Here is a 22,767-nt window from a genome sequence, read left to right on the forward strand (position 1 = left end):
GTGTAGTCTTTGCCCATGAACGATTTCACCGAAGATCAGCTTGTCCAGAAAACCATGGCCGACTACCTCGCCACCCAGCACGGCTGGCGCGTGGTCATGGCCTGGAACAAGGAGGTCTTCGGAGCCGAAGGCACGCTGGGCCGCAAGTCCGACAAGGACGTGGTGCTGACGCGGTATCTGTCCGAGGCGCTGTTGCGGCTGAACCCCGGCCTGCCCGACATGGCCTATGAGGCGGCTTTGCGCGAGATCACCGACATCTTCGGCTCTCAATCCCTGCTGCACATCAATCAGGACAAATACGGCCTGATCCGCGACGGCGTGCGGGTGAAGTTCCGGGCGAGCGGCGAACAGCGCAGCGAACGGCTGCGGGTGTTCGATTTCGACGTGCCGGAAAACAACGACTTCCTCGCCGTGCGCGAGCTGTGGGTGCGCGGCTATGCCCATCGCCGCCGCGCCGATATCGTGGGGTTCGTCAACGGCCTGCCGCTGATGTTCTGCGAGCTGAAGCGCCCTGACAAGGATCTGAAACGCGCCTATGCCGAGAACCTGTCGGACTACAAGGACACGGTCCCGCACCTGTTCCACTTCAACGCCTTTGTCATCCTGGGCAATGGCGAGCTGGCCAAGATGGGGTCGATCAGCGCGGATTACGACCATTTCTCCGACTGGCTGAAGCTGGACGAGCGTGACCGCCGCGACGAGCTGCTGCCGATGGAGGCGCTGCTGCGCGTCGTCTTCGACAAGCGGCGGTTCATGGACCTGTTCGAAAATTTCATCCTGTTCGCCGACACCGCGAACGGCCCGGTGAAGATCCTCGCCAAGAACCACCAGTTCCTAGGCGTGAACCGCGCGGTCGATGCCGTGGCGAACCGCCGTGCGCTGGACGGCAAGCTGGGCGTGTTCTGGCATACGCAGGGGTCGGGCAAGTCCTTTTCCATGGCGCTGTTCACGCAAAAGGTGCATCGGCGGCTGGGTGGCGATTTCACCTTTCTGGTGCTGACCGACCGGACCGATCTGGACAACCAGATCTACAAGACCTTCGCCAGCGTGGGCCTTGCCAACAACGACAGGGACCCCTGCCGCGCCGGATCGGCGCAGGAGTTGCGCGATCTGCTGGGCCAGCAGAAGAAGGTGATCTTCGGGATGATCCAGAAGTTCACCGATGATCAGGCGAAGGCGGGCATCTATTCCGACCGCGACAACATCATCGTGGTGACCGACGAAGCGCACCGGTCGCAATACGGCACGCTGGCGCTGAACATGCGCAAGGCGCTGCCCAACGCCGCATTTATCGGTTTCACGGGCACGCCGCTGTTTTCAAATGATGAGGTCACGAAGAAGGTATTTGGCGCCTACCTTTCGACCTATGATTTCCAGGACGCCATCGAGGACGGGGCGACCCTGCCGCTCTACTACGACGCACGCGGCGACAAGCTGCGTCTGTCAGGCGACGGACTGAACGAAAAGCTGGCCGCTGCCATCGCCGATGCCGAAATCGACGACCCGGATGTGGCCGCCAAGCTGTCGGATGACCTGAAGCGCGAATACCACATCGTCACGGCCGAGCCACGCCTGCGCCATATCGCGAAGGATTTCGCGTGGCATTTTGCGGCGAACTGGGAGAGCGGCAAAGCGATGTTCGTCGCCATCGACAAGGTCACGGCCGTCCGTATGTATGATTTCATCTCGGAAGCCTGGACCGCCCGGATCGCGGAACTGGAGAAGGATCTGGTTCATGTGTCCGACGACCAGGAACGCGTGATCCGCACCCAGCAGATCGAATGGATGCGGAAGACCGAGATGGCCGTCGTCGTGAGCGACGAGCAGGGCGAGGTTCAGAAGTTCAGGAACTGGGGCCTCGATATCATCCCGCACCGCAAGCGGATGAAGGATGGCTTCACGGTCAAGGAAGTGGTCGGCGGTCGGGAGGTCGAAAAGCGGCTCGATGTGGAAACCGCGTTCAAGCGCGATGACCACCCGTTCCGGATCGTGATCGTCTGCGCGATGTGGCTGACCGGCTTCGACGTGCCGTCGCTTTCGACGCTCTATCTCGACAAGCCGCTACAAGCCCACACGCTGATGCAGGCCATCGCCCGCGCCAACCGGGTCAAAGAAGGTAAGAATAATGGCCTGATCGTCGACTATTGCGGGATCCTGAAGAACCTGCGCAAGGCGCTGGCAACGTTCGCGGGCCACACCGGAGGCAGTGGTCCGATGGGCGGTGACGAGGGTGAGCCAACCGTTGATCCTTTGAACCCGGAAGAGGCGCTTCTTGCTGAGCTCGCAGAGGCCATCCAGATCGTGCGCGAAGGCCTGCGGGCGGATGGCTTCGGCCTCGAACGACTGCACGTGGAAGATGGCTTCAAGAAGCTGACGGCGCTTAGGGATGCCAAGGAACTCATCAACGCGAATGACGAGTCCCGGAAGCGGTTCGAAATCGCGGCACGGGCGGTGTTTCGCAAATACAAGTCCTGCCTGACCTTTGCGAAGGTCGAGATTTTCAAATCCGACTATCAGGCAATCAACTACGTCTACAGTTCGCTCCAAGACGACAAGGCGGCCGCTGATACATCAGCCATCATCCAGAAGCTGAACGCACTCGTGGCGGAGGCCATCGACATCCGGCCTGACAGCGAGGGCGACCGAGTCTTTGACATCTCAAAGGTTAATTTCGAACTCCTGCGAAAGGAGTTTGCCAAAAACGAACGCCCGGCCAGTGACGTGCAAGATCTCCGGACCGTTCTTCAGGAACGGCTGGCAAAGATGCTGGCGGCCAACCCAACTTTGACTGACTTCCAGGACCGTTTCGACAAGATCGTGGCGGAATACAACAAGGAAAAGGACAAGAACACGATCGAAGCCACCTTCGAAGCGCTGATGAGGATCGCCGCCGATTTGGAAGATGAGGCGCAAAGCCATGTGGCACTTGGCCTGACATTAGAACAAAAGCCCGTTTTCGACCTTCTGATGCAGGATGACCTATCAAAAGAAGAGATCCGGCAGATCAAGTCAGTATCGGTCGAAATTTTGAAGGCGATACAAAGGCGCATGGAGGACGTGCAAGACCTCTTTGAAAAGCAGAGCACCCGCGACGGGCTTCGCCAAGAGATCTACGACCTGCTTTACGATGACCGCACAGGTCTGCCCGCATCAAAGTATGGCGAAGATACGCTTTTCGAAAAGACGGACGCCATCTTCCAACACTTCATGCACCAATTTGATTATCGCACAGACGCTGGTTCACATCCCCGCCCTTGATGAGAGCGGCAGATTTCCTTGCCTTTAACTTATGAAGCACCCGAGTGGCAGGTCTTGACCGATCTGGGTTTTGTGATCTCGCTCTGGAGGCTTTCAGCAGCCATCAACTGATAAACGTCCGCATGGCGACCGAAGTGTCGGCCAGCTACTTTCGTTGCCCACAGACCCTCTCCTACAAATTGCGGAACAAGGGCGCACATCAAAAATTCAACCACTTACAAAACCTTTGCCCCGAACCGGAAAAACCTTGCCCCAAACGGCAGCAACTATGCCCCGATTTATAAAGCTTAATGTGTCCAGACGCCCCGGCGGTCGGTGGCGAAGTTTTCGCCGTAGCCACGGGCACGGATCAACGGCTTGCGCGCCTTGGGAAGCTGCACGTCGTAAGGAATGCCCTTGGCCTGCGCATAGGCCTCTGCCGCTTCCAAGGTGTCAAAGCGCAGGCGCACCTGTGCTTGCGTGTCAGCCGAAGAGGTCCAGCCCATCAACGGGTCCACTTCCCGCGCCGAGGCGGGCGCGAAATCCAGCACCCAGCCCTTGGTCTTGGCGGTGCCCGATTGCATTGCGGTTTTGGCGGGCTGATAGATGCGGGCGCGCATGGGAAACCTCCTGAACAGACAGGGACCATATGCCGGAAAACCGGGGGGGGACGCAAGCGCGAAGGCGCACCCCGCCCCGCTCTGCTGTAAAGCACACGTCGCTGCCGGCTGACCACGGGGTGTGGGTGGGGTGTGGTGCGATCAACCGACAGCTTCGTTTGCTGCTTGCCCCTCCACAGTGCCAAAGCGCCGCGCGCATTTCAACTCAAAGCGACAAGTTTTCAGCGTGTTTTCGCTAAAATTGAGTTTCAGATCTTAACCCTGTCGCAAGGAGGGTGAATGTTCTGGGCCGCCCCCTTTAACGGGAACAAAAACGGAATACATTAACGCACGCCGCGACTCGACGGGATCGAAAGGACGCCATGCCCCATAACAACGTGAACGCCCTGACCGAACGCCCTGATGTGCTGACCCGGCCCAAGCTGGAAGGCGGACGGCGCTTTGTGATGTCGACCCCGTTTCAAGCGGCAGGGGACCAGCCGACGGCGATTGCCGAACTCTCGGCCGGTGTGCTGGCAGGGGAGCACAATCAGGTGCTCTTGGGGGCCACCGGCACCGGCAAGACCTTTACCATGGCCAAGGTCATCGAAGAAACGCAACGCCCGGCCATCATTCTCGCTCCCAACAAAACGCTGGCCGCGCAATTGTATGGCGAATTCAAAGGATTCTTTCCGGACAACGCGGTGGAATACTTCGTGTCCTATTACGATTACTACCAGCCCGAAGCCTATGTCGCCCGCTCGGACACCTATATCGAGAAGGAAAGCCAGATCAACGAACAGATCGACCGCATGCGCCACTCGGCCACGCGGGCGCTGCTGGAGCGGGACGATGTGATCATCGTCGCTTCGGTGTCGTGCATCTACGGCATCGGCTCGGTCGAGACCTATTCTGCGATGACGCAAGATCTGGTGGTCGGGCAAAGCTATGACCAGCGCAAGGTGATGGCCGAACTGGTCGCGCAGCAATATCGGCGCAATGATCAGGCCTTTCAGCGCGGCAGTTTCCGCGTGCGCGGCGATTCGCTCGAAGTCTGGCCCGCCCACCTCGACGACCGCGCTTGGCGCTTCAGCTTTTTCGGCGAAGAGTTGGAAGGGATTGTGGAATTCGATCCGCTGTCAGGCGCCAAGACCGACACGTTCAAACAGATCCGCATCTATGCCAACAGCCATTATGTGACGCCGCGGCCCACGATGCAGCAGGCGATCTTGGGCATCAAGAAAGAGCTGCGCCAGCGGCTGGACCAGCTGGTGAACGAAGGCAAGCTGCTGGAGGCGCAGCGGCTGGAACAGCGCACCAATTTCGATCTGGAAATGCTGGAGGCGACCGGGGTTTGCAACGGGATCGAGAACTATTCGCGCTATCTCACGGGGCGCGCGCCCGGCGAGCCGCCGCCGACGCTGTTTGAGTTCATCCCTGACAATGCCATTGTTTTTGCAGATGAATCTCACGTTTCGGTGCCGCAGATCGGCGGCATGTACAAAGGCGACTATCGGCGCAAATTCACGCTGGCCGAACACGGGTTCCGCCTGCCTTCCTGCATGGACAACCGGCCTCTGAAGTTTGAAGAATGGGATGCGATGCGCCCGCAATCGGTGTTCGTCTCCGCCACCCCCGCCGCTTGGGAGATGGATCAGGCGGGGGGCGTCTTCACCGAACAGGTCATTCGTCCCACCGGGCTGATCGACCCGGTGGTGGAAATCCGCCCCGTCGAGATGCAGGTGGATGACCTGCTGGACGAGATCCGCAAGGTGGCCGCCCAAGGCCTGCGGGTCTTGGTCACCACGCTGACCAAGCGCATGGCCGAGGATCTGACCGAGTATTTCCACGAACAAGGAATCCGTATCCGCTATATGCATTCGGACATCGACACCATCGAACGCATTGAAATCCTTCGGGATTTGCGGCTTGGTGCTTTTGATGTTCTGGTGGGCATCAACCTGTTGCGCGAAGGCCTGGACATTCCCGAATGCGGGCTGGTGGCGATTCTGGACGCGGATAAGGAAGGGTTCTTGCGCTCGGAAACCTCGCTCATCCAAACCATCGGGCGCGCCGCGCGCAATGCCGAAGGCCGGGTCATCATGTATGCCGACCGGGTGACCGGCAGTATGGAGCGGGCCTTGCGGGAAACCAACCGCCGCCGTGAAAAGCAGATCGCCTATAACCTCGAGCATGGCATCACCCCGCAGACGGTGAAGAAAAACGTCGAGGATGTGCTGCAAGGGCTGTGGCAGGGCGATACCGACATGTCGCGCGTGACCGCCAAGGTCGACAAGCCGATGATCGGCCAGAACCTTGCCGCCCATCTGGATGCGCTGCGCCTGCAGATGCGCAAGGCCGCCGAGAACCTTGAGTTCGAGGAGGCCGCGCGCCTGCGCGATGAGGTGAAGCGGCTGGAGGCGGTGGAGTTGACCGTGGCCGATGACCCGCTGGCGCGCCAGTCCGCAGTGGAAGAGGCGGTGGACGAGGCGCAGAAGATGGCTGGCCGCAGCACCGCCGGCCGCCCCGGTCAGCGTGGCGGGGTGAAACGCCGCAAGCGTTAACCCGTGTCCAGCCACAACTGCCCGTTGCGATAGCCGCCCCGCCGCACATGGCCGGGCTGCCCCACTTCGGGAAAATCGGCCTGCAAGTCACGAAAGCGGTCGTTGCTGAGCACGGTGGCGCCCAGATGGCGCGCCGTGCGCAGGATCACTGGATCGGCGGGCTCGCCCTTGGGCACCACCAGCACCTGATCATCGGGCAACCCCAGCGCGCGGGCCAAGGGACCATCATCCAGATAGCGGCCCGCCAGTTTGTAACCCGCATTGGCATCGAAAATCACGCCGGGCTGATAGCCCTGATCGCGCAAGCGGCGCACCACCGCTTGCACCGTCTCCAACCGGGGCGTGTCGCCGTTCCAATGCATGATGTTGGACCCATCCACCACGATGGGCCGCAGCCCCCCACGTGGCGCCTGGCGTGTTTCCCGCCGGGGCAGCAGCAGCGCAACCAGCGCCGCCACGGCCGCGAGCAAGGCAAGCAACACCGGCGCCGACTCATGGCGCCCCGTCAGGCCATAGCCCACCAAGGCCGCCAACACCGACATTCCGAACAGGACAAAAGGCATTCTCATGACAGCAGCCTAACCCCGCGCGCCCCGCGGCACCAAGGCGGAAATGCAGCGGATTTTAGGCATCGGCTCTTGGAACAGCGGGCAATATTCATTACCCCTTAAAACAGATGCCCTTTCATGGCCCCAAGGCAGGACCACGCGTGCTCAAGAAATTCATCGACCCGAACCACCCGTTCTTTGCCAATGCGCTGGTGCGCTGGCTTTCCGCCGCGCTGCCGGTGCTTTGGGCGGGGTTCGAATTCATCAATGGCAGCCCCGGCTGGGGGCTGGCCTTCGCCGCGCTCGGCGCGCTTGCGTTCTGGGTGCTGATCGTCCGTGGGCCGGACAAACCCGCCGACCGTCAGGATTAGGCGCCGCCGGGACCACAACGCCCGAAGGGCCGTCAGCCCTCCAGCCGCGTCAGAACCTCGCGCGCCAATGCGGCGATCTCTGTGGCGGCCGGGCTGCGGCCGGCTTCGGCCACGCCAAGCCCCTGCCCCATCGTCTCGGCATAGGCGACCCGCTGGCCCAGACGCGCGGCCGCCACCTCGGCCAAATCGCCCGCCGCCGTGGCGACCTCTTCGCCCAGCCGCGTGCCCGCCTTGCAGCGGTTCAGCACGATCAGCGTGGGCCGGCGTTCCCGCGCGGCCAGATCCAGCACCCCATCGGTGGCCCACAAATCCACATGGCTCGCCGCGACCGGGATCAGCACCAGTGCGGCCTCACGCAAGGCAGGCCGCAGATCGGCGTCGATCTTGGGCGGCGTGTCGATGATCACGATGTCATGGGTTTTGCGCAGCTTTTCACATTCATAGCCCACGCCCCAAGCACTGGCGGTTGACAGATCCATCCCCGGGTCACCCAACCGATCCCGCCGCGCCATGAACCAGCGGCCCAAGGAACCCTGCGGATCGGTGTCGAGCAAAGCGACGCTCACCCCCTGCCGCACGAGTTCGACCGCCAGATTGACCGAAAGCGTGGTCTTGCCCGACCCACCCTTCTGCTGCGCGACCGTGATGACCTGCCCCATGACGCCCTCCCGTTGCTGCGCTGCAGCATAGGGTGATTCGCGGGGGAGGGATAGGGGGCTAAAGGTCATGCCAACTCTAGTGGCGCGCATCTTTCTTGATGATTAGGTCCAATTCAGAATAGCTATAATTAATTAGGTCTAGTGTATAGGCAGCCATATAAACTGGGACTTTGTTTATTTCAACAAATCTTGGAGTAACAGGAATCTTTACAATTGAACCGCTGCGATCAGGAACGTCCCCAAGTCTCAAGTATGGCTCGACCTCTTCCGCATGTGAGAAATATCCAGTTGCCTGAACAATATCACCCTTATTCACCTCGAATATCCCCGAAGCGGGGATAGCTTTCCCTACTTCAAAAATATGACAATTTTCCAAAGATATGTGCGAATCAAGATGAACTTCTCCAAAAAAAGTCCGCAAGAGGACCTTTCATCAAAGTGTAATTTGGAAGGCTCTGGTATCCGGGCCTAGCATGAGTATCTCTATTTCGTGAGTGCATCAGGTAATTTATAATGCCACCACACCGCGAGCTTCTCCAATATTTAACTCGACAAAATGTTCCTACCGCAGGCCCTTTCACGTTTTTCGCAAAACCCTCGAATTTTCCAAAGTATCGATCTTGCGCGACCAAAAAATCTCGCCAAAACCTACGAAATTTCTCCGTACCAAAAGCTCCAGTAAGGTCATTGAATATATCGCCACAGTCCTCGGCATCGACTCGCAAAATCTCGGCGAAATCAGCTAAAGATGTGGCGGTTGAATATTCACTCACCCCCAAATGCCCTCAAACTCCCGCCATTCCCCCTTGCTCATCCCGCTGTCTTCCTGCGTCACCACCTCTCCGGCCAGACGCCGTTTCAGAACGGCGATGGCCTTCGCGCTCAGCGTCACCCCTCCCATCCGGTAATCCTCGAAAGCGGCAAAGGCCAAAGGCACCCAGTCCTTCACGCAGGCCGCGATGGCCTCGGCATAGACGCGGATTTCGTATTGCGCATGGGCGTCGGCGCGCAGGCGCAGGAAGTGAAACAGGTTGTGCAGGTCGGTTTTCCAGTACCACTGGGTATAGGTGTTCATCGGCAGGTTCATCCGCGCGAGTTCCCGCGCAAGTCCCTGCTGGCCCTCTTGGCTCAGCATCTGCTCATAGCTGTCAAAGGCCTGGCCCGCGTCGCGCTTGAGCACTTCGAGCACCCGGGCGGCCTCGGCCCCTTGCAGCACCGCGCCGCGCCCCTGATTGTTGACCGTGCTTTGCGCGGCCAGCTGCTCGGGCGCGGGGATGTAGAATTCGCGGTCCAGAATGGAGTAGCGGGCCGAGTATTCGTTCACATTGGCGGTGCGGTGGCGAATCCACTGGCGGGCGACAAAGACCGGCAGCTTCACATGCAGCTTGATCTCGCACATCTCGAAGGGGGTGGAATGCCAGTGCCGCATCAGATAGCGGATCAGCCCTTCGTCATTCGAGACATGTTTGGTGCCCGCGCCGTAACTCACCCGCGCGGCCTGCACGATGGCGGCATCGTCGCCCATATAGTCGATCACCCGGATGAAGCCGTGATCCAGCACCTCCTGCGCGCGGTAGAGATGCGCCTCCATCCCCTCGGACACGGCGCGCAAGGTGGGGCGCGGGGTGCTGCGGGCAGCCTCGATTTCGGCGATCTGGTCAGGGGAAAGCGGCATGAGAGGGGGCCTTTCGAATCCGGTCACGTCCGGCAGGTAAACACCATTTGCGGGCATAATCCTAGATGCGCAGGACTTTGCCGCATGACCCAGAGCATTTCTGCCCCGCACCCTCGCCTTTCCCGCCCAGCACGCTAAGATGCCCGTCCAACCGATAGGAGACTGACAGATGGCATTGAAATATCTGCACACCATGGTCCGCGTTCTGGACCTTGAGGCCTCGATGGCCTTCTACCGCCTCTTGGGGCTGGAAGAAACCAAGCGGCATGACAGCGAAAAGGGCCGCTTCTCGCTGATTTTCATGGCCCCTCCCGGTCAGCCGGAGTGCCCGGTCGAGCTGACCTACAACTGGGATGGCGATGACGGCCTGCCCTCGGACAGCCGCCATTTTGGCCATCTGGCCTATGAGGTCGACAACATCTACGACACCTGCGCTCATCTGCAGGCCAATGGCGTGGTGATCAACCGCCCGCCGCGCGATGGCCGCATGGCCTTTGTCCGCAGCCCCGACAATGTCTCGATCGAGCTGTTGCAAAAGGGCGAAGCCCTTGCCCCGGCCGAACCTTGGGCCAGCATGGAAAACACCGGTCACTGGTAACAGCCGCGCGCCAAGCCTTACACCGGGGCGCCCTGCCCCGGTGTAAGAAAGATGAGTATTTGGAAAAGGTGCAAATCCAACAGCCGCTGGATTTGCACCTTTCTTAAATACTCCCGCCGGAGGCGCCTGTCGGGTCCGCCGCGCTGCGTTTAGAAGCTGCGCGCCGCCACCTTCACCATCGCCTCCTCGATCTCATGCCACGCCGTGCGCGCCATGGACCGAAAGGTCATCAGCGTGAAGCTGTCCGCGCCTTCCGCGATCAGGACCAAAGGCATATGGCCGAGGCCCGTGCGAAACACCTGCCCGCGCGCCGTGCCGCGCAGATCCAGCGGCACCAGACGCGCCAGCACCTCGACTGTCGGGGGGCCGGTCAGCGTCAGCGTGACCCAGGCATCAGACTGATCGGTCACCGCGGCCAAGCCGTTCAGAGCCGCGAGCCGCTCGGGCGCGGCGCCGCCGATCAGGAAAGCCAGATCGCGTCCGGCCCAGACCAGACGCGCCGCGCCACCCTCGCTCACAGTGTTGGGCGCGGGAAAGGCCAGTCCCAGCTCTGCGCCCACCGCCGCCGCCTGTCCCGGAAAGGGCGCAAGCGCGGTGATGGTCAGGGCCGCCGCTTCGGCCAGCGTGCATCCGGCATGGGTCACAGCCACCGCCCCCAGCGCGGGCTTTGCAATCAGGTCAGGCACGCAGCTTCTCCCCTTTCGGATCGTGGAACACCGGGCTGGTCACCGTGCACAGCACATCCACCCCGCGCAAGCGGTCCACCAGCCGCACCGTCTCGCCATGCCGCGCGCGGCCATTCGCAAGAAAGCCAAGGGCCAGATGGCTGTGCAGCGTTGGCGAATAGCCCACCGAGGTCACATAGCCTGCCGAGGTTTCCCGCCCCAGATCCACGCCTTGCGCAAAAAGATGCGCGCCCGCCGTGATCACGTCATCGCTCAGCGGCTTCAGCCCCACCATCTGCGCCCGCGCGGCCCCCTGCATCCCCGGCCGCATCGCCGCCGCCTTGCCGATACAGTCCTTTTTGCCGCTGACCATCTTTTCCATGCCGATGTCAAAGGCCGTCACGCGGCCATGAATCTCGGCATGGGTGATGAACCCTTTCTCGATCCTGAGCACGTTCAGCGCTTCCATCCCATAGGGTCCGCCGCCCATCGTCTCGGCCCGCGCCACAAGATCGCGGAACAGGGCCTCGCCAAAGCGGGTGGGCACCGCCAGCTCATAGCCTTCCTCGCCCGAGAAGGAGATGCGGAAGAGCCGCCCCGCCACCCCCTGCACCGTCACCGGCGCACAGCCCATGAAGCCAAGCTCTGGCGCCCGGCCCAAGGCGCTGGCCACCAGCGCCCGCGCCTGTGGCCCTGCAATCGCGAATTGCGCCCAAGCCTCGGTGACCGAGACAAAGCGCAGCTGCCACCCGGCGCAAAACGCCTGGTGCACGAAGTCCAGATGCCGCATCACCAGCCCCGCCGCGGCGGTGGTGGTGGTGATCAGCCAGTGCTGCGCGCCCAGTCGCGCACAGGTGCCATCGTCCAGCACATGGCCATCTTCACGCAGCATCAGCCCATAGCGCACCTTGCCCACCGGCAGGGTCGACATCGTGTTGCTGTAGACGAAATCCAGAAAGCGCGCCGCATCCGGGCCTTGCACGTCGATCTTGCCAAGGGTGGAGACATCGCTCACCCCCACCGTCTCGCGCACCATGCGCACCTCGCGGTCGCAAGCCTCGCGCCAGGTGGTCTCCTGCGGCTTGGGGAAATAGCTCGGCCGATACCACAGCCCCGCCTCGACCATCGGCGCCGCGCGGTCGCGGCTGGCCTGATCACTGGTCAGGAACCGTTGCGGCGCAAAGCCTGCCCCGCGCCCGCCTGCCCCCATCGCGGCAATCGACACCGGCGTATAGGGCGGGCGGAAGGTGGTGGTCCCGGTTTCGGGAATGCCGCGCCCGGTGGCATCGGCCAGCACTGCCAGCGCCGCCACATTCGAGCTTTTGCCCTGATCGGGGGCCATGCCTTGGGTGGTGTAGCGCTTCATATGCTCGACGCTGCGAAAGCCTTCCTGCGCCGCCAGCGTCACATCCTTGACCGTCACATCATTGGCGAAATCAAGCCAAGCGCGGCCCTTGCCCGGCACCGTCCACAAGGGCGCGATGCGATAGGGCGCGTCTTCCGCCCGTGGCAGATCGAGCGCGCCCCCGTCGCGGCCCAGCGCGGCCAGGCTCTCGCGCGCGGCTTCGGCGCCCGAGGCGAGGCAGGCATGGGTGGAAAAGCTCCCCGCCGCGGCCCCCGCCACCCGCATCCCGGGCACCGCGCCTTCCATCGGCACGAAAGCCGCAAGCTCGTCGGACCAGCGCGGGCGGCCATTGCGATGGCAGGTCAGATGCACCGCCGGGTTCCAGCCGCCCGAAACGCCAAGGCAGTCCACCTCCAGCGCATGCACGCGGCCCTCATGGGCAAAGCTGAGGCTGTGCAGTCCCATGCGGCCGCGCGCGCGCAGCACGGTCGCGCCCTTGTGGACGGGGATGCCCGGCTCATCGGGGGCGTCGGGCCGCGAGTCGAGGATCGCCACCACCTCGACCCCGGCGGCCTTCAGGCTGCGGGCGGTGGCGCGCACGGACCCGTTGTTGGCAAACAGCGCCACCCGCTTGCCGGGGCTCACGCCATAGCGGTTCAGATAGGTGGCAAGGCTCCCGGCCAGCATCACCCCGGGGCGGTCATTGTCCTGAAAGGCGATGCCGCGCTCCAGCGCACCCGCCGCCAGAATGCTGCGCTTGGCCACGATGCGCCAGAAGCATTCGCGCGGCAGGTTCGGGCGCGGGCTGCGGTGCAGGCCCACGCGCTCCAGCGCGCCATAGGTGCCGTCGTCATAGGCACCGGTCACGGTGGTTCGCGGCATCAGGCGCAGGTTGGGCAGGCTCGCAAGCTCGGCCAGCACCGCCGCCGTCCAATCGGCGGCGGGCATGCCGTCGATCTGGCCCTCATCCGACAACAGCCGCCCGCCCATCTCGGCGGACTCGTCGCACAGGATCACATCCGCGCCCGCCCGCGCCGCCACCAGCGCCGCCATGAGTCCGGCGGGCCCGGCGCCGATCACCAAAAGGTCGCAATGCGCCCAGGCCTTTTCATAGACGCCTTCGTCATGCTTGCCCGACAGGCGGCCAAGCCCTGCGGCGCGGCGGATCAAGGGCTCATAAATGCCTTCCCAGAACCGGCGCGGCCACATGAAGGTCTTGTAATAGAACCCGGCGGACAAGAACGGCGCGGCAAGGTCGTTCACCTCCAGAAGATCGAGGCTCAGGCTGGGCCAGCGGTTCTGGCTGCGCGCGACCAGGCCTTCAAACAGCTCCTGCACCGTCGCTCGGGTGTTGGGGGTCTGGTTGGCAGGCCCCACAACCTCGACCAGCGCATTGGGCTCTTCCGACCCTGCCGTCAGGATTCCGCGCGGGCGGTGATACTTGAAACTGCGCCCCACCACCCGCACGTCATTGGCGATCAAGGCCGAGGCCAGCGTATCGCCGCGATAGCCGGCGTAAGGACGGCCATCAAAGGTGAATGTCACCGGCCGCGTGCGGTCGATGCGCCCCTTGCCGTCAATCCTCATCGTGCCTCCTCCGCCGCATCCGCAGCGGACACCGCGTCAACCGCCAAGATCTCATGCGTCACCGTATTGCGTGTCACCTTGAGCCAAGACCCACAGCCCTGTTCGTGATACCACAGGTCCTGCGTGACCCCGGCAGGGTTGTCGCGCAGATGCAGATACTCATCCCATGCCTCGGGGGGCGCGTCTGCCGCCGGGCGGTCCAGATAGACCGCGGCCCCGTAGTAATAGAACTCGCGCCGGTCGCGCGGGCCGCAGAGCGGGCAGGTCAGGCGCATCTTGAAAAGCCTTTCGCTGTGTCAAAGGGCGCAAGGGGCGCTGCCCCTCGGCCTGCGGCCTCACCCCGGGATATTTGGACCAAGATAAAGGCATGACGTGCTTTTATCTTGGCAAAAATATCCCCGCCGGAGGCTCCCGCAGGTGGCGCAAATCTGAGAGGGGACAAGACCATCGCGCCCTCAATGCAGGTTGTGTTGGCTGCCGGTGCCTTCTTCGTCCAGAAGATGCCCCGTCGCAAAGCGGTCGAGCCGGAACCGCGCGGCGACCGGATGGCTTTCGCCCGTCGCCATCAGATGCGCCATGCACCAGCCGCTGGCGGGCACCGCCTTGAAGCCGCCATAGTTCCAGCCCGCGTCGACAAACAGCCCGGCCACCGGCGTGCGGTCAATGATGGGTGAGCCGTCTGGCGTCATGTCCATGATCCCGCCCCAAGAGCGCAGCACCCGGGCGCGGCCGATCATTGGCATCAAGGTCATGCCGGCTTCCATCACATGTTCCACCATCGGCAGGTTGCCGCGCGCGGCGTAGCTTGCGTAGAAATCGAGATCCCCCCCGAACACCAGCCCGCCCTTGTCGGACTGGCTGATGTAGAAATGCCCCATGCCAAAGCTGATCACATGGTCGATCACCGGTTTCAGCCCTTCGGTCACGAAGGCCTGCAGCACATGCGACTCGATCGGGAGCCGCAGCCCGGCCATCGCCGCCACCTGACTGGAACGGCCCGCCACCACCATCCCCACCTTGCGCGCGCGGATCGCCCCGCGCGTGGTCTGCACGCCGGTCACCCGCCCGTCGACCACATCTATTCCCGTCACCTCGCAATTCTGGATCAGGTCCACCCCGCGCCGGTCCGCCGCCCGCGCATAGCCCCAAGCCACCGCATCATGCCGCGCCGTGCCCCCGCGCGGGTGCAACAGCCCGCCATAGATCGGGAACCGCGTGTTGTCATAATCCAGATAGGGCAGCAGCTCGCGCACCCCCTCGCGGTCCAGCAGCACCGCATCATCGCCTTGATTGATCATCGCATTGCCGCGCCGGGCAAAGGCATCGCGCTGGCCATCGGAATGGAACAGGTTGATCAGACCGCGCTGGCTGTGCATCACGTTGTAGTTCAGCTCGGCCTCCAGCCCTTCCCACAGTTTCAGACTGTGTGAATAGAACTCGGAATTGCCCGGCAAGAAGTAATTCGCCCGCACGATCGTGGTGTTGCGCCCGATATTGCCCGAGCCCAGATAGCCTTTTTCCAGCACCGCGATATTGGTCAGCCCGTGGTTCTTCGCCAGATAATAGGCCGTCGCCAGCCCATGCCCGCCGCCGCCGATGATGACGGCGTCATAAGCGGCCTTGGGCGCCGGATCGCGCCACGCAGGCGCCCACCCGGTGTTGCCCCGCAGCCCCTGAGCCAAGACCTTCCAGCCGGAATAGCGCATCGCAGACCTTCCCCACCCCCGTGCCTCTGACGGCACTTAAACCGGGTCCGCGGCAGATAATCAAGGATCAAGCGCCCGACCTTGGCCATCCGCGACACGCGCATGTCGCAGATGGCCAAAGCGCTTCACAACCCCTTGGAGCGGTAAGATTGCGCCACCCGCCCGATCGACACGATATAGGCCGCCGTGCGCAGATCATCGACCTCGTCACGCGTGTGCCAGACCGCCCGCATCGCCTGATAGGCCGTGCGCATCGTGTCATCCAGACCCGAACGCACCAAGGCCAGCTCATCCGACCCGGTCAGGAACTTTTCCTTGAAATCAGGCGACAGCGTCCAGCCAAGGCCCTGATCCGCCGACAGCCGCTCCAGCTCTTCCACCAACAGGCGCGAGCGCGCTTCTTCGGCCCGGCGCTGCATGCGGCCAAAGCGGATATGCGACAGGTTCTTCACCCATTCAAAGTAAGACACCGTCACCCCGCCCGCATTGGCATACATGTCGGGAATGATCACCACGCCCTTCTCGCGCAGGATCTCATCGGCGCCAAAGGTCACCGGCCCGTTTGCCGCCTCCACGATCAGCGGCGCCTTGATCCGGGCCGCATTGCCCATATGGATCACCCCTTCCAGCGCCGCCGGGATCAGGATGTCGCACTCGGCCTCCAGAAGCGGCGTGCCATCCTCGACAAAGGCGGCAGAAGGATAGCCCTTGATGCTGCCTTGCTTGAGCATCCATTGCCGGATGTCCTCGATGTTCAGCCCGGCATCATTGTGCAAGGCACCATCGCGCTCGATCACCGCCGTGATCCGGCAGCCATCTTCTTCACTCAGGAACTTGGCGGCGTGATAGCCGACATTGCCCAAGCCCTGCACGATCACCCGCTTGCCATCCAGCCCGCCGCTCAGGCCTGCCTTGGCCTTGTCCTCGGGGTGGCGGAAGAACTCTTGCAGCGCATATTGCACGCCGCGCCCGGTGGCCTCGACCCGGCCTTGAATGCCCCCTGCATGCGGCGGCTTGCCTGTCACGCAGGCATTGCCATTGATGTCGGTGGTGTTCATGCGCTTGTATTGATCGGCGATCCACGCCATCTCGCGCTCGCCCGTGCCCATATCGGGGGCGGGCACGTTTTGCGCCGGATGGATCAGGTCGCGCTTGATCAGCTCATAGGCAAAGCGCCGGGTGATCAGCTCCAGCTCATGCTCGTCCCACGCGCGCGGGTCGATGCACAAGCCCCCCTTGGATCCGCCAAAGGGCGTTTCCACCAAAGCACATTTATAGGTCATCAGCGCCGCCAGCGCCTCGACCTCGTTCTGGTTCACCGAAAGCGCATAGCGGATGCCGCCCTTGACCGGCTCCATATGCTCGGAATGCACCGAGCGATAGCCGGTGAAGGTTTCGATCTTGCCGCGCAGCCGCACGCCAAAGCGCACGGTATAGGTGGAATTGCACACACGGATCTTCTGTTCCAAGCCGGGGCTCAGATCCATCAGCCGCACAGCGCGGTTGAACATCAGATCCACCGACTCGCGGAAACTCGGCTCTCCATCCCTGATCATCGGGTCCTCCTGACAGGCCGGGCGCAACAGGTGTCGCCCATGCCGCAGCCTAGCCGCAGTTGGCCGCGCTGGCATCGGCCATTCTGCCGATCAGACCGGTTTTGCGCGAATCGAATCGCCGCGCCCATCCGTCGGAATCGCAGGTCATCTGGGCAGCGCGCCCAAGGCCGCCCGGCTCTGTTGCGCCCGCCGCAACAATGGTCAGGGGTGGCGCCGATTGTCCTTGCCGCCCCCGCCCCGCCCGGCGCGCCCCGGCCTTTGCCATAATTTTGCCGCGCGCGCCGCGTTTGGTGAATGCAGGTTAACAGGTCAGAAACCGTGGGGGCGGGGTTTCTGGCTCAGGGCGACATTGGATTGGACCGCATGATGAAGAGTGCTGCCTCGGGGCTATCGCGGCTGAACGTCCGCCGTTTCGCGCGGGATGAAGACGGCCACATCGTCATTTTCACCACCGTCATGCTGACGCTCATGCTCATGCTGGCCGGGGTTGGCGTTGACATCATCAACTTCGAAACGATGCGGACCAAGCAGCAGCAAACGCTGGACCGCGCCACCTTGGCGGCCGCCTCTCTCACGCAGGAACTGGATGCCGAAGAGGTCGTGCGCGACTATTTCGCCAAGGCCGATATGGCCGACCATCTGCGCTCGGTGTCCTTCGAGCGGAGCTTCAACGCCTCGACCGTGCGGGCCGAGGCCGAGAAAGAGGTCACGCCGATCTTCATGAACCTCTACGATCTGCACAACAGCACCAAGCTGGTGGCGCGCGGCCGCTCGACGGCGGAACAGCGCATCAACAACATCGAAATCATGCTGGTGCTGGACGTGTCAGGGTCGATGCAGGGCACCAAGCTGACCAACCTCAAATCCGCCGCGAGCGAATTTGTGGACACCGTGCTGGATCAGGACGTGGAAAACCGCGTCTCCATCGGCATCGTGCCCTACAATGGTCAGGTCAACCTGCCGCAATACATGCAGAACCTGTTCACGTCGGTCGATGACCATGGCGTCAGCAATGTGAACTGCTTCGATCTGCCCAGCACCACCTATTCCAGCCTGACGCTGTCGCGCACGACGGGCATGCCTGTCACTGCGCATGCCGATACCTTCTCCAGCACCAACACCGGCGGCTATATCGCGCCCACCCATGCCAATGCCGTGGTGAACGAGGGCAACCGCTGGTGCCCGCCTTCCACCGTGAACGTGATCCGGGCGCCCACCAACAACCGCACCCAGCTCAAGGCGCATATCAACAACCTCACCGCCATCGGGGCCACCTCGATCAACGCGGGGATGAAATGGGGCATGGCGCTGCTCGATCCGGCGGCCAACAGCCTGTATACCGGCTTCGTCTCGGCCGGGCAGACGCCCGCCTTCTTCGGCAACCGCCCCTTCGCCTATGGCGATCGCGAAGCGATGAAGATCATCGTGCTGATGACCGATGGCGAGCATTTCGCCGAAGAGCGCGTCAACGCGGGCTTCCGCGCCGGCAACGCCCCGATCTGGCGCGGCAACAGCGACACGCTGTTTTCCGTCTTCCACGCCTCGCGCGTGAACAACTCCTCCTCCAGCAACCTGTGCAACAGCCGCCCCTTCTACGTCCCCCATCTGAACGCGTGGCATTCGCGCCCGTGGAACGGCACCGCGCCCAACTCCAGCACCTGCTACAGCCCCAGCGCCAGCCACTCCGGCGTCACCCAGCAAACCTGGCCGCAGATCTGGTCCAGCGTCCGCATGTCCTGGGTCGCGCAGCAGCTCTATGTCCGCGCCATCGGCGGCAGCCAGTCCGCCACCATGAACAGCCTGCGCACCCAGACCGCGATCACCACCATGGACAACCAGCTGCAACAGATCTGCAGCCAAAGCCGCACCCGCAACGTGCTCGTCTACGGCATCGCCTTCGAGGCCCCCAGCAACGGCCGCACCCAGATCGAGCGCTGCGCCAGCTCGCCCGCGCATTACTTCAACGCCCAAGGGCTCGAAATCCGCACCGCCTTTCGCGCCATCGCCACCAACATCACCCAGTTGAAGCTGACCCAATGATGCCCCGCTTCCGCTCTCTCTTCCGTCCCTTCCGCAAGGACGAGCGCGGCCTCGCCTCGGTGGAATTCGCGCTGTTCTTTCCGCTCTACCTCAGCATGTTCTTCTGGGCCGCCGAACTGGGCATCCTCACCATCAAATCGGTGATGCTCGACCACGCGCTCGATGTCTCCATGCGCGAGCTGCGCCTTGGCCTGATGGAAGACCCAAGCCAGGACAGCCTGAAAGAAGCCATCTGCGCCCGCGCCCGCATCATCGGCAATTGCGAGGACCAGATGATGATCGAGCTTCAGGCCGTCTCCACCGTCACCTTCGCCTTGCCGCAAACCCCCGTCACCTGTGTCAACAATGACGAAGAAATCCAGCCCGTCGTCACCTTCGCCCCCGGCCGCCAGCAAGAGCTGATGCTGGTGCGCGCCTGCATCGTGCTGCCGGTGCTGTTTCCCAACCTGATCTTCGGGCGGCAGTTCTTCCGCGACAGCAGCGGCGGCATCGGCATCGCCTCGATCTCGTCTTTCGTGAACGAACCGTCCTGAGCCTCGGAAAGCCCCGCCATGCCCCCGATCCTGCGCCTGATCCGAACCGCCCTGCGCCGCTTCCGCCACAATGAAGACGGGCTGGCCTCGGCCGAAATGATCATCGTCCTGCCGCTCTATCTGTTCTGCATCATGGGCACCTTCACCTTCTGGGATGCCTTCGATGTGGGCAACCGCTCGCAAAAGGCGGCCTATGCGGTGTCCGATCTGGTCACGCGCAAGCAAGACAATGTGACCGAAGTCTACATCAACGGCATGTTCGACACGATGCAATACATGATGGGCCCTTCGCTGCCCACGCGCACCCGCATCACCTCGATCTTCTACAGCGAAGCGCGCGCCCGCTATGAGGTGCTGTGGTCCCGCTCCAGCCTTCCCACCGTGCCCGCGCTCACCACGGCCACCCTCTCCACCATCCAAAGCCACCTGCCGGTGATGGCGGATGGCGATTCACTGGTGGTGGTCGAAGCGCGGGTCGAGTTCAAGCCGATCATCGCCGCCGTCGACCGTCTGCTCAACAGCCAGATCGAAGAAGGCACCATGCACCATGTCATCGTGTCGCGGCCGCGCTTCCTGCCCAAGATCTGCATGCAAGGCGTTGCCTGCGGCTAGGCCACGCTGTCAGTTGCGCTCTTTGATCAGCGTCTCCAGCACCTCGGCCATATAGCGCGCCTCATGGCGGTGGGTCACGCCGCCCACCCCGACCGAGCGGCCCAAGCGCCACCACAGCCCCGGCGCCCAAGCCCGCGCGGCAGGCGCCCGCAGCGACAGGGTAAAGCCCCCCGCTGGCTTGAAGGCGAACACCCCCCGGTTGACCGCGCGGATCTCCTCCACCCGCGCCAGCACGGTGCCGGCCTCATCGCGCAGCACCTCGCGCGTCAACACCAAGCCTTGCGTGCTGGCCTGCCACATCCGCACCGCCAGCCACAGCGCGGCCACCCCCGCCGCCAGCAGCGCCAAAAGCCAGCCCAGCGCCCCCGGCGGAATCGCCAGCGCCAGCCAGATCAGCACCGCGCCCAGACTGGCCAGCAAGGCGACACCCAATAAACGGCGCGGCGGCGAAGGCCGCAAGGCGGCCAGAACCGGCACAGCCTCTCCCACCGGGCTTTCCACACGCCCCGTCAAGGGCGGCTCCGTCGCATCAGGCATCACGCACTCCAGATCAAGGCTCTCGCCCCAGCCATAAACCAGCCGCCGCCGCAGCGATAGAGACAAGGCATCCCGCAGGGGCCGCCCCTCTTGCTCACGGCCGCGAACCTGCCTAGGGTCGGCGCATCGCGGCAGCGCCTGCCGCCCGCCATGGATGCCCAATGACGCGCGACCCCCGCTCTTCCTTCCGCGCCGCTCTGGCCCGCACCTGCCTTGGCCTGTGCGGCTTGGGTCTTGTCGCCTGCGCGCCCTTGCCCGACATCGCCAAGGCAACCGCCGCGCGCACATCACCCGACAGCTTCACCGGCCCGGCCCCGGTTCTGGTGCCCATCGACGGCATTCTCGCGCAGGCCGATGCGCTGGGCACGGGCGCAGGCAGCGTGGCCCCGGTCACCGCCCGGGCCGACCGTCTGCGCGCCCGCGCCGATCGCCTGCGCCGCGACTGACCCGGCCCTCGCGCCGCGTTGCCTTGCCGCGACAGGCGCGCTAAGACCGCCGACAACCACCACGCCACAGCCAGACGGAGTTCCCCCATGCCAGCCCCCTTGCGAATTGGTCTAGCCGGTCTGGGCACGGTCGGCATCGGCGTGGTCAAGATCGTGCAAAGCCATGCCGCGCTGATCGCGGCCCGCGCAGGGCGCGCGGTCGAAATCACCGCCGTCTCGGCGCGGGACCCGCAGAAGAACCGCGATGCCGATCTGTCCGGCTACGCATGGGAAACCGATCCGGTGGCGCTGGCCCAGCGTGCCGATGTCGATGTCTTTGTCGAGGTGATGGGCGGCCACGAAGGCCCCGCGCGCCTTGCCACCGAAGCCGCCATCGCGGCCGGAAAGGATGTGGTCACCGCCAACAAGGCGCTTTTGGCGCATCACGGCCACGCGCTGGCGCTCGCCGCCGAAGCCCAAGGCCGGGTGATCCGGTTCGAGGCCGCCGTCGCCGGGGGCATCCCGGTCATCAAGGCGCTGACCGAAGGCCTCGCTGGCAATCAGATGCGCCGGGTGATGGGGGTGATGAACGGCACCTGCAACTATATCCTCACCCGGATGCAGGCCGCAGGTCTGCCGTATGAAACCGTGTTCGAAGAGGCGCGCGCGCTGGGCTATCTCGAAGCCGATCCCAACCTCGATGTCGGGGGCATCGACGCGGGCCACAAACTCAGCCTGCTGGCCGCCATCGCCTTCGGCACCAAGGTCAGTTTCGACGCGGTGGAACTCGAAGGCATCGGCAATGTCTCGATCGACGATATTCATCTGGCCGATGACATGGGCTATCACATCAAGCTTCTGGGTGTGGCGCAGATGACAGGGCGCGGGCTGGAACAGCGCATGACCCCTTGCCTCGTCCCGGCCGAAAGCCCGCTGGGCCAATTGCAGGGCGGCACCAATATGGTCGTGCTCGAAGGCGACTCGGTGGGTCAAATCGTGATGCGCGGCGCGGGCGCCGGAATGGGGCCGACCGCCAGCGCCGTGATGGCCGATGTTATCGACATCGCGCGCGGCACCCGGCTTTCCACCTTCGGCCGCCCGGCCAGCACGCTGGCCGAACCGATCGCCGCCCGCTCGGCCACGCCTGCCCCTTATTACCTGCGGATGACCTTGCTCGACAAACCGGGGGCTCTGGCCAAGATCGCCACCGCGCTCGGCACGGCGGGCATCTCCATCGATCAGATGCGCCAACTCAACCAGCCGAACGAGGCCGATAACAAGGCCACCGTGCTCATCGTCACCCACAAGGCCTCTCCGGCCGATGTGGCCTATGCGCTCGATCAATTCGCCACCACCGGTGTGCTGATCGGTGCGCCGGTGGCGATCCGCATCGAAGAGGTCTGACCGCCCGCGCGCCCCCATGGCCTTGCGTTTTCTGTCCCCACGCCCCCCGGCGTCCGGGGGGCTGGCCTTGCAGTCCTGCAAGCCGCAGCGCGAATATGTTAAAAAT

Annotated in this window: 19 protein-coding genes; 9 read left to right on the plus strand and 10 right to left on the minus strand. The window is 63.4% G+C overall.

Translation table 11 applies throughout. The annotated features are described in order from the left end of the window. The first annotated feature begins 15 nt into the window (after positions 1–15). Positions 16–3,258, plus strand: coding sequence for a type I restriction endonuclease subunit R (locus CUR21_RS10140; protein WP_100196930.1), 3,243 nt, complete (start codon positions 16–18; stop codon positions 3,256–3,258). Between the two features lie 287 nt (positions 3,259–3,545). On the opposite strand, the gene CUR21_RS10145 is transcribed toward CUR21_RS10140, so the two are convergent. Then, entirely contained in the window at positions 3,546–3,857 is a 312-nt protein-coding gene (locus tag CUR21_RS10145) for an ETC complex I subunit (RefSeq protein ID WP_100196931.1), read from the minus strand. Positions 3,858–4,219: 362 nt separating this feature from the next. Between CUR21_RS10145 and uvrB the strand changes: the two genes are divergently transcribed. Beyond that, complete coding sequence (uvrB, locus tag CUR21_RS10150; RefSeq protein ID WP_100196932.1) at positions 4,220–6,400, plus strand: excinuclease ABC subunit UvrB; 2,181 nt, start codon at positions 4,220–4,222, stop codon at positions 6,398–6,400. On the opposite strand, the gene CUR21_RS10155 is transcribed toward uvrB, so the two are convergent. Beyond that, on the minus strand, positions 6,397–6,969 hold the full coding sequence (locus tag CUR21_RS10155; protein WP_232622751.1) for a hypothetical protein: 573 nt from the start codon (positions 6,967–6,969) through the stop codon (positions 6,397–6,399). The genes uvrB and CUR21_RS10155 overlap by 4 nt on opposite strands. A gap of 140 nt (positions 6,970–7,109) precedes the next feature. On the opposite strand from CUR21_RS10155, the gene CUR21_RS10160 reads away from it, so the two are divergent. Further along, a complete protein-coding gene (locus tag CUR21_RS10160; protein WP_232622752.1) occupies positions 7,110–7,319 on the plus strand; it encodes a hypothetical protein in 210 nt (69 codons plus the stop codon). A gap of 32 nt (positions 7,320–7,351) precedes the next feature. Here the strand turns inward: CUR21_RS10160 and parA are convergent, their stop codons facing one another. Next, positions 7,352–7,978 (minus strand): ParA family partition ATPase, encoded by a 627-nt coding sequence (parA, locus tag CUR21_RS10165; RefSeq protein ID WP_100196935.1) that lies wholly within the window; start codon positions 7,976–7,978, stop codon positions 7,352–7,354. Positions 7,979–8,747: 769 nt separating this feature from the next. Further along, on the minus strand, positions 8,748–9,653 hold the full coding sequence (gene thyX / locus CUR21_RS10170) for an FAD-dependent thymidylate synthase (RefSeq protein ID WP_100196936.1): 906 nt from the start codon (positions 9,651–9,653) through the stop codon (positions 8,748–8,750). Positions 9,654–9,822: 169 nt separating this feature from the next. Here thyX and CUR21_RS10175 point away from each other — a divergent pair, with 169 nt between their 5' ends. Beyond that, entirely contained in the window at positions 9,823–10,251 is a 429-nt protein-coding gene (locus CUR21_RS10175; protein WP_100196937.1) for a VOC family protein, read from the plus strand. Positions 10,252–10,400: 149 nt separating this feature from the next. Here the strand turns inward: CUR21_RS10175 and CUR21_RS10180 are convergent, their stop codons facing one another. From CUR21_RS10180 to CUR21_RS10200, 5 genes are all read right to left on the minus strand, one after another. Beyond that, the gene (locus CUR21_RS10180; protein WP_157791983.1) at positions 10,401–10,937 is read right to left on the minus strand and encodes a sarcosine oxidase subunit gamma; all 537 of its coding nucleotides are present in this window, start codon (positions 10,935–10,937) and stop codon (positions 10,401–10,403) included. Beyond that, complete coding sequence (locus CUR21_RS10185; protein ID WP_100196939.1) at positions 10,930–13,848, minus strand: sarcosine oxidase subunit alpha family protein; 2,919 nt, start codon at positions 13,846–13,848, stop codon at positions 10,930–10,932. The genes CUR21_RS10180 and CUR21_RS10185 overlap by 8 nt, the downstream gene beginning before the upstream one ends. Further along, positions 13,845–14,123: a sarcosine oxidase subunit delta gene (locus tag CUR21_RS10190; RefSeq protein ID WP_100196940.1), complete on the minus strand. Its 279-nt coding sequence runs from the start codon at positions 14,121–14,123 to the stop codon at positions 13,845–13,847. The genes CUR21_RS10185 and CUR21_RS10190 overlap by 4 nt, the downstream gene beginning before the upstream one ends. 180 nt (positions 14,124–14,303) lie before the next feature. After that, positions 14,304–15,554: a sarcosine oxidase subunit beta family protein gene (locus CUR21_RS10195; protein ID WP_100196941.1), complete on the minus strand. Its 1,251-nt coding sequence runs from the start codon at positions 15,552–15,554 to the stop codon at positions 14,304–14,306. A 125-nt stretch (positions 15,555–15,679) separates the two neighbouring features. After that, positions 15,680–17,110, minus strand: a complete 1,431-nt coding sequence (locus CUR21_RS10200) for a Glu/Leu/Phe/Val dehydrogenase (protein WP_198431670.1) — start codon at positions 17,108–17,110, stop codon at positions 15,680–15,682. A gap of 363 nt (positions 17,111–17,473) precedes the next feature. Here CUR21_RS10200 and CUR21_RS10210 point away from each other — a divergent pair, with 363 nt between their 5' ends. The 3 genes from CUR21_RS10210 to CUR21_RS10220 are packed head-to-tail and all read left to right on the plus strand — an operon-like array spanning position 17,474 to position 20,295. Continuing rightward, positions 17,474–19,150, plus strand: coding sequence for a vWA domain-containing protein (locus CUR21_RS10210; protein WP_198431671.1), 1,677 nt, complete (start codon positions 17,474–17,476; stop codon positions 19,148–19,150). Further along, positions 19,147–19,683, plus strand: coding sequence for a TadE/TadG family type IV pilus assembly protein (locus CUR21_RS10215; protein WP_100196944.1), 537 nt, complete (start codon positions 19,147–19,149; stop codon positions 19,681–19,683). The genes CUR21_RS10210 and CUR21_RS10215 overlap by 4 nt, the downstream gene beginning before the upstream one ends. 18 nt (positions 19,684–19,701) lie before the next feature. Next, positions 19,702–20,295, plus strand: a complete 594-nt coding sequence (locus CUR21_RS10220) for a TadE/TadG family type IV pilus assembly protein (RefSeq protein ID WP_100196945.1) — start codon at positions 19,702–19,704, stop codon at positions 20,293–20,295. A 9-nt stretch (positions 20,296–20,304) separates the two neighbouring features. Here the strand turns inward: CUR21_RS10220 and CUR21_RS10225 are convergent, their stop codons facing one another. Beyond that, positions 20,305–20,832, minus strand: a complete 528-nt coding sequence (locus CUR21_RS10225; protein ID WP_232622753.1) for a hypothetical protein — start codon at positions 20,830–20,832, stop codon at positions 20,305–20,307. A gap of 161 nt (positions 20,833–20,993) precedes the next feature. Between CUR21_RS10225 and CUR21_RS10230 the strand changes: the two genes are divergently transcribed. Both CUR21_RS10230 and CUR21_RS10235 read left to right on the plus strand, forming a co-directional pair. Further along, positions 20,994–21,278 carry a hypothetical protein gene (locus CUR21_RS10230; protein ID WP_100196946.1) on the plus strand — a complete coding sequence of 95 codons (285 nt, stop codon included), beginning with the start codon at positions 20,994–20,996 and terminating at the stop codon, positions 21,276–21,278. Positions 21,279–21,365: 87 nt separating this feature from the next. Beyond that, the gene (locus CUR21_RS10235) at positions 21,366–22,661 is read left to right on the plus strand and encodes a homoserine dehydrogenase (RefSeq protein ID WP_100196947.1); all 1,296 of its coding nucleotides are present in this window, start codon (positions 21,366–21,368) and stop codon (positions 22,659–22,661) included. Positions 22,662–22,767: the final 106 nt, after the last annotated feature.

It is taken from the genome of Pseudorhodobacter sp. MZDSW-24AT (genome assembly GCF_002794355.1).
Lineage (GTDB): Bacteria > Pseudomonadota > Alphaproteobacteria > Rhodobacterales > Rhodobacteraceae > Pseudotabrizicola.

Excerpts from the sequence above, each read along its gene's own strand:
- CUR21_RS10220 (WP_100196945.1), top strand. The coding sequence starts at position 19,702 with ATGCCCCCGATCCTGCGCCTGATCCGAACCGCCCTGCGCCGCTTCCGC.
- CUR21_RS10230 (WP_100196946.1), top strand. The coding sequence starts at position 20,994 with ATGACGCGCGACCCCCGCTCTTCCTTCCGCGCCGCTCTGGCCCGCACC.
- CUR21_RS10155 (WP_232622751.1), bottom strand. The coding sequence starts at position 6,969 with ATGAGAATGCCTTTTGTCCTGTTCGGAATGTCGGTGTTGGCGGCCTTG.
- thyX (WP_100196936.1), bottom strand. The coding sequence starts at position 9,653 with ATGCCGCTTTCCCCTGACCAGATCGCCGAAATCGAGGCTGCCCGCAGC.
- parA (WP_100196935.1), bottom strand. The coding sequence starts at position 7,978 with ATGGGGCAGGTCATCACGGTCGCGCAGCAGAAGGGTGGGTCGGGCAAG.
- CUR21_RS10200 (WP_198431670.1), bottom strand. The coding sequence starts at position 17,110 with ATGATCAGGGATGGAGAGCCGAGTTTCCGCGAGTCGGTGGATCTGATG.
- CUR21_RS10140 (WP_100196930.1), top strand. The coding sequence starts at position 16 with ATGAACGATTTCACCGAAGATCAGCTTGTCCAGAAAACCATGGCCGAC.
- CUR21_RS10235 (WP_100196947.1), top strand. The coding sequence starts at position 21,366 with ATGCCAGCCCCCTTGCGAATTGGTCTAGCCGGTCTGGGCACGGTCGGC.
- CUR21_RS10190 (WP_100196940.1), bottom strand. The coding sequence starts at position 14,123 with ATGCGCCTGACCTGCCCGCTCTGCGGCCCGCGCGACCGGCGCGAGTTC.
- CUR21_RS10210 (WP_198431671.1), top strand. The coding sequence starts at position 17,474 with ATGATGAAGAGTGCTGCCTCGGGGCTATCGCGGCTGAACGTCCGCCGT.
- CUR21_RS10185 (WP_100196939.1), bottom strand. The coding sequence starts at position 13,848 with ATGAGGATTGACGGCAAGGGGCGCATCGACCGCACGCGGCCGGTGACA.
- CUR21_RS10175 (WP_100196937.1), top strand. The coding sequence starts at position 9,823 with ATGGCATTGAAATATCTGCACACCATGGTCCGCGTTCTGGACCTTGAG.
- uvrB (WP_100196932.1), top strand. The coding sequence starts at position 4,220 with ATGCCCCATAACAACGTGAACGCCCTGACCGAACGCCCTGATGTGCTG.
- CUR21_RS10195 (WP_100196941.1), bottom strand. The coding sequence starts at position 15,554 with ATGCGCTATTCCGGCTGGAAGGTCTTGGCTCAGGGGCTGCGGGGCAAC.
- CUR21_RS10145 (WP_100196931.1), bottom strand. The coding sequence starts at position 3,857 with ATGCGCGCCCGCATCTATCAGCCCGCCAAAACCGCAATGCAATCGGGC.
- CUR21_RS10225 (WP_232622753.1), bottom strand. The coding sequence starts at position 20,832 with ATGCCTGATGCGACGGAGCCGCCCTTGACGGGGCGTGTGGAAAGCCCG.
- CUR21_RS10215 (WP_100196944.1), top strand. The coding sequence starts at position 19,147 with ATGATGCCCCGCTTCCGCTCTCTCTTCCGTCCCTTCCGCAAGGACGAG.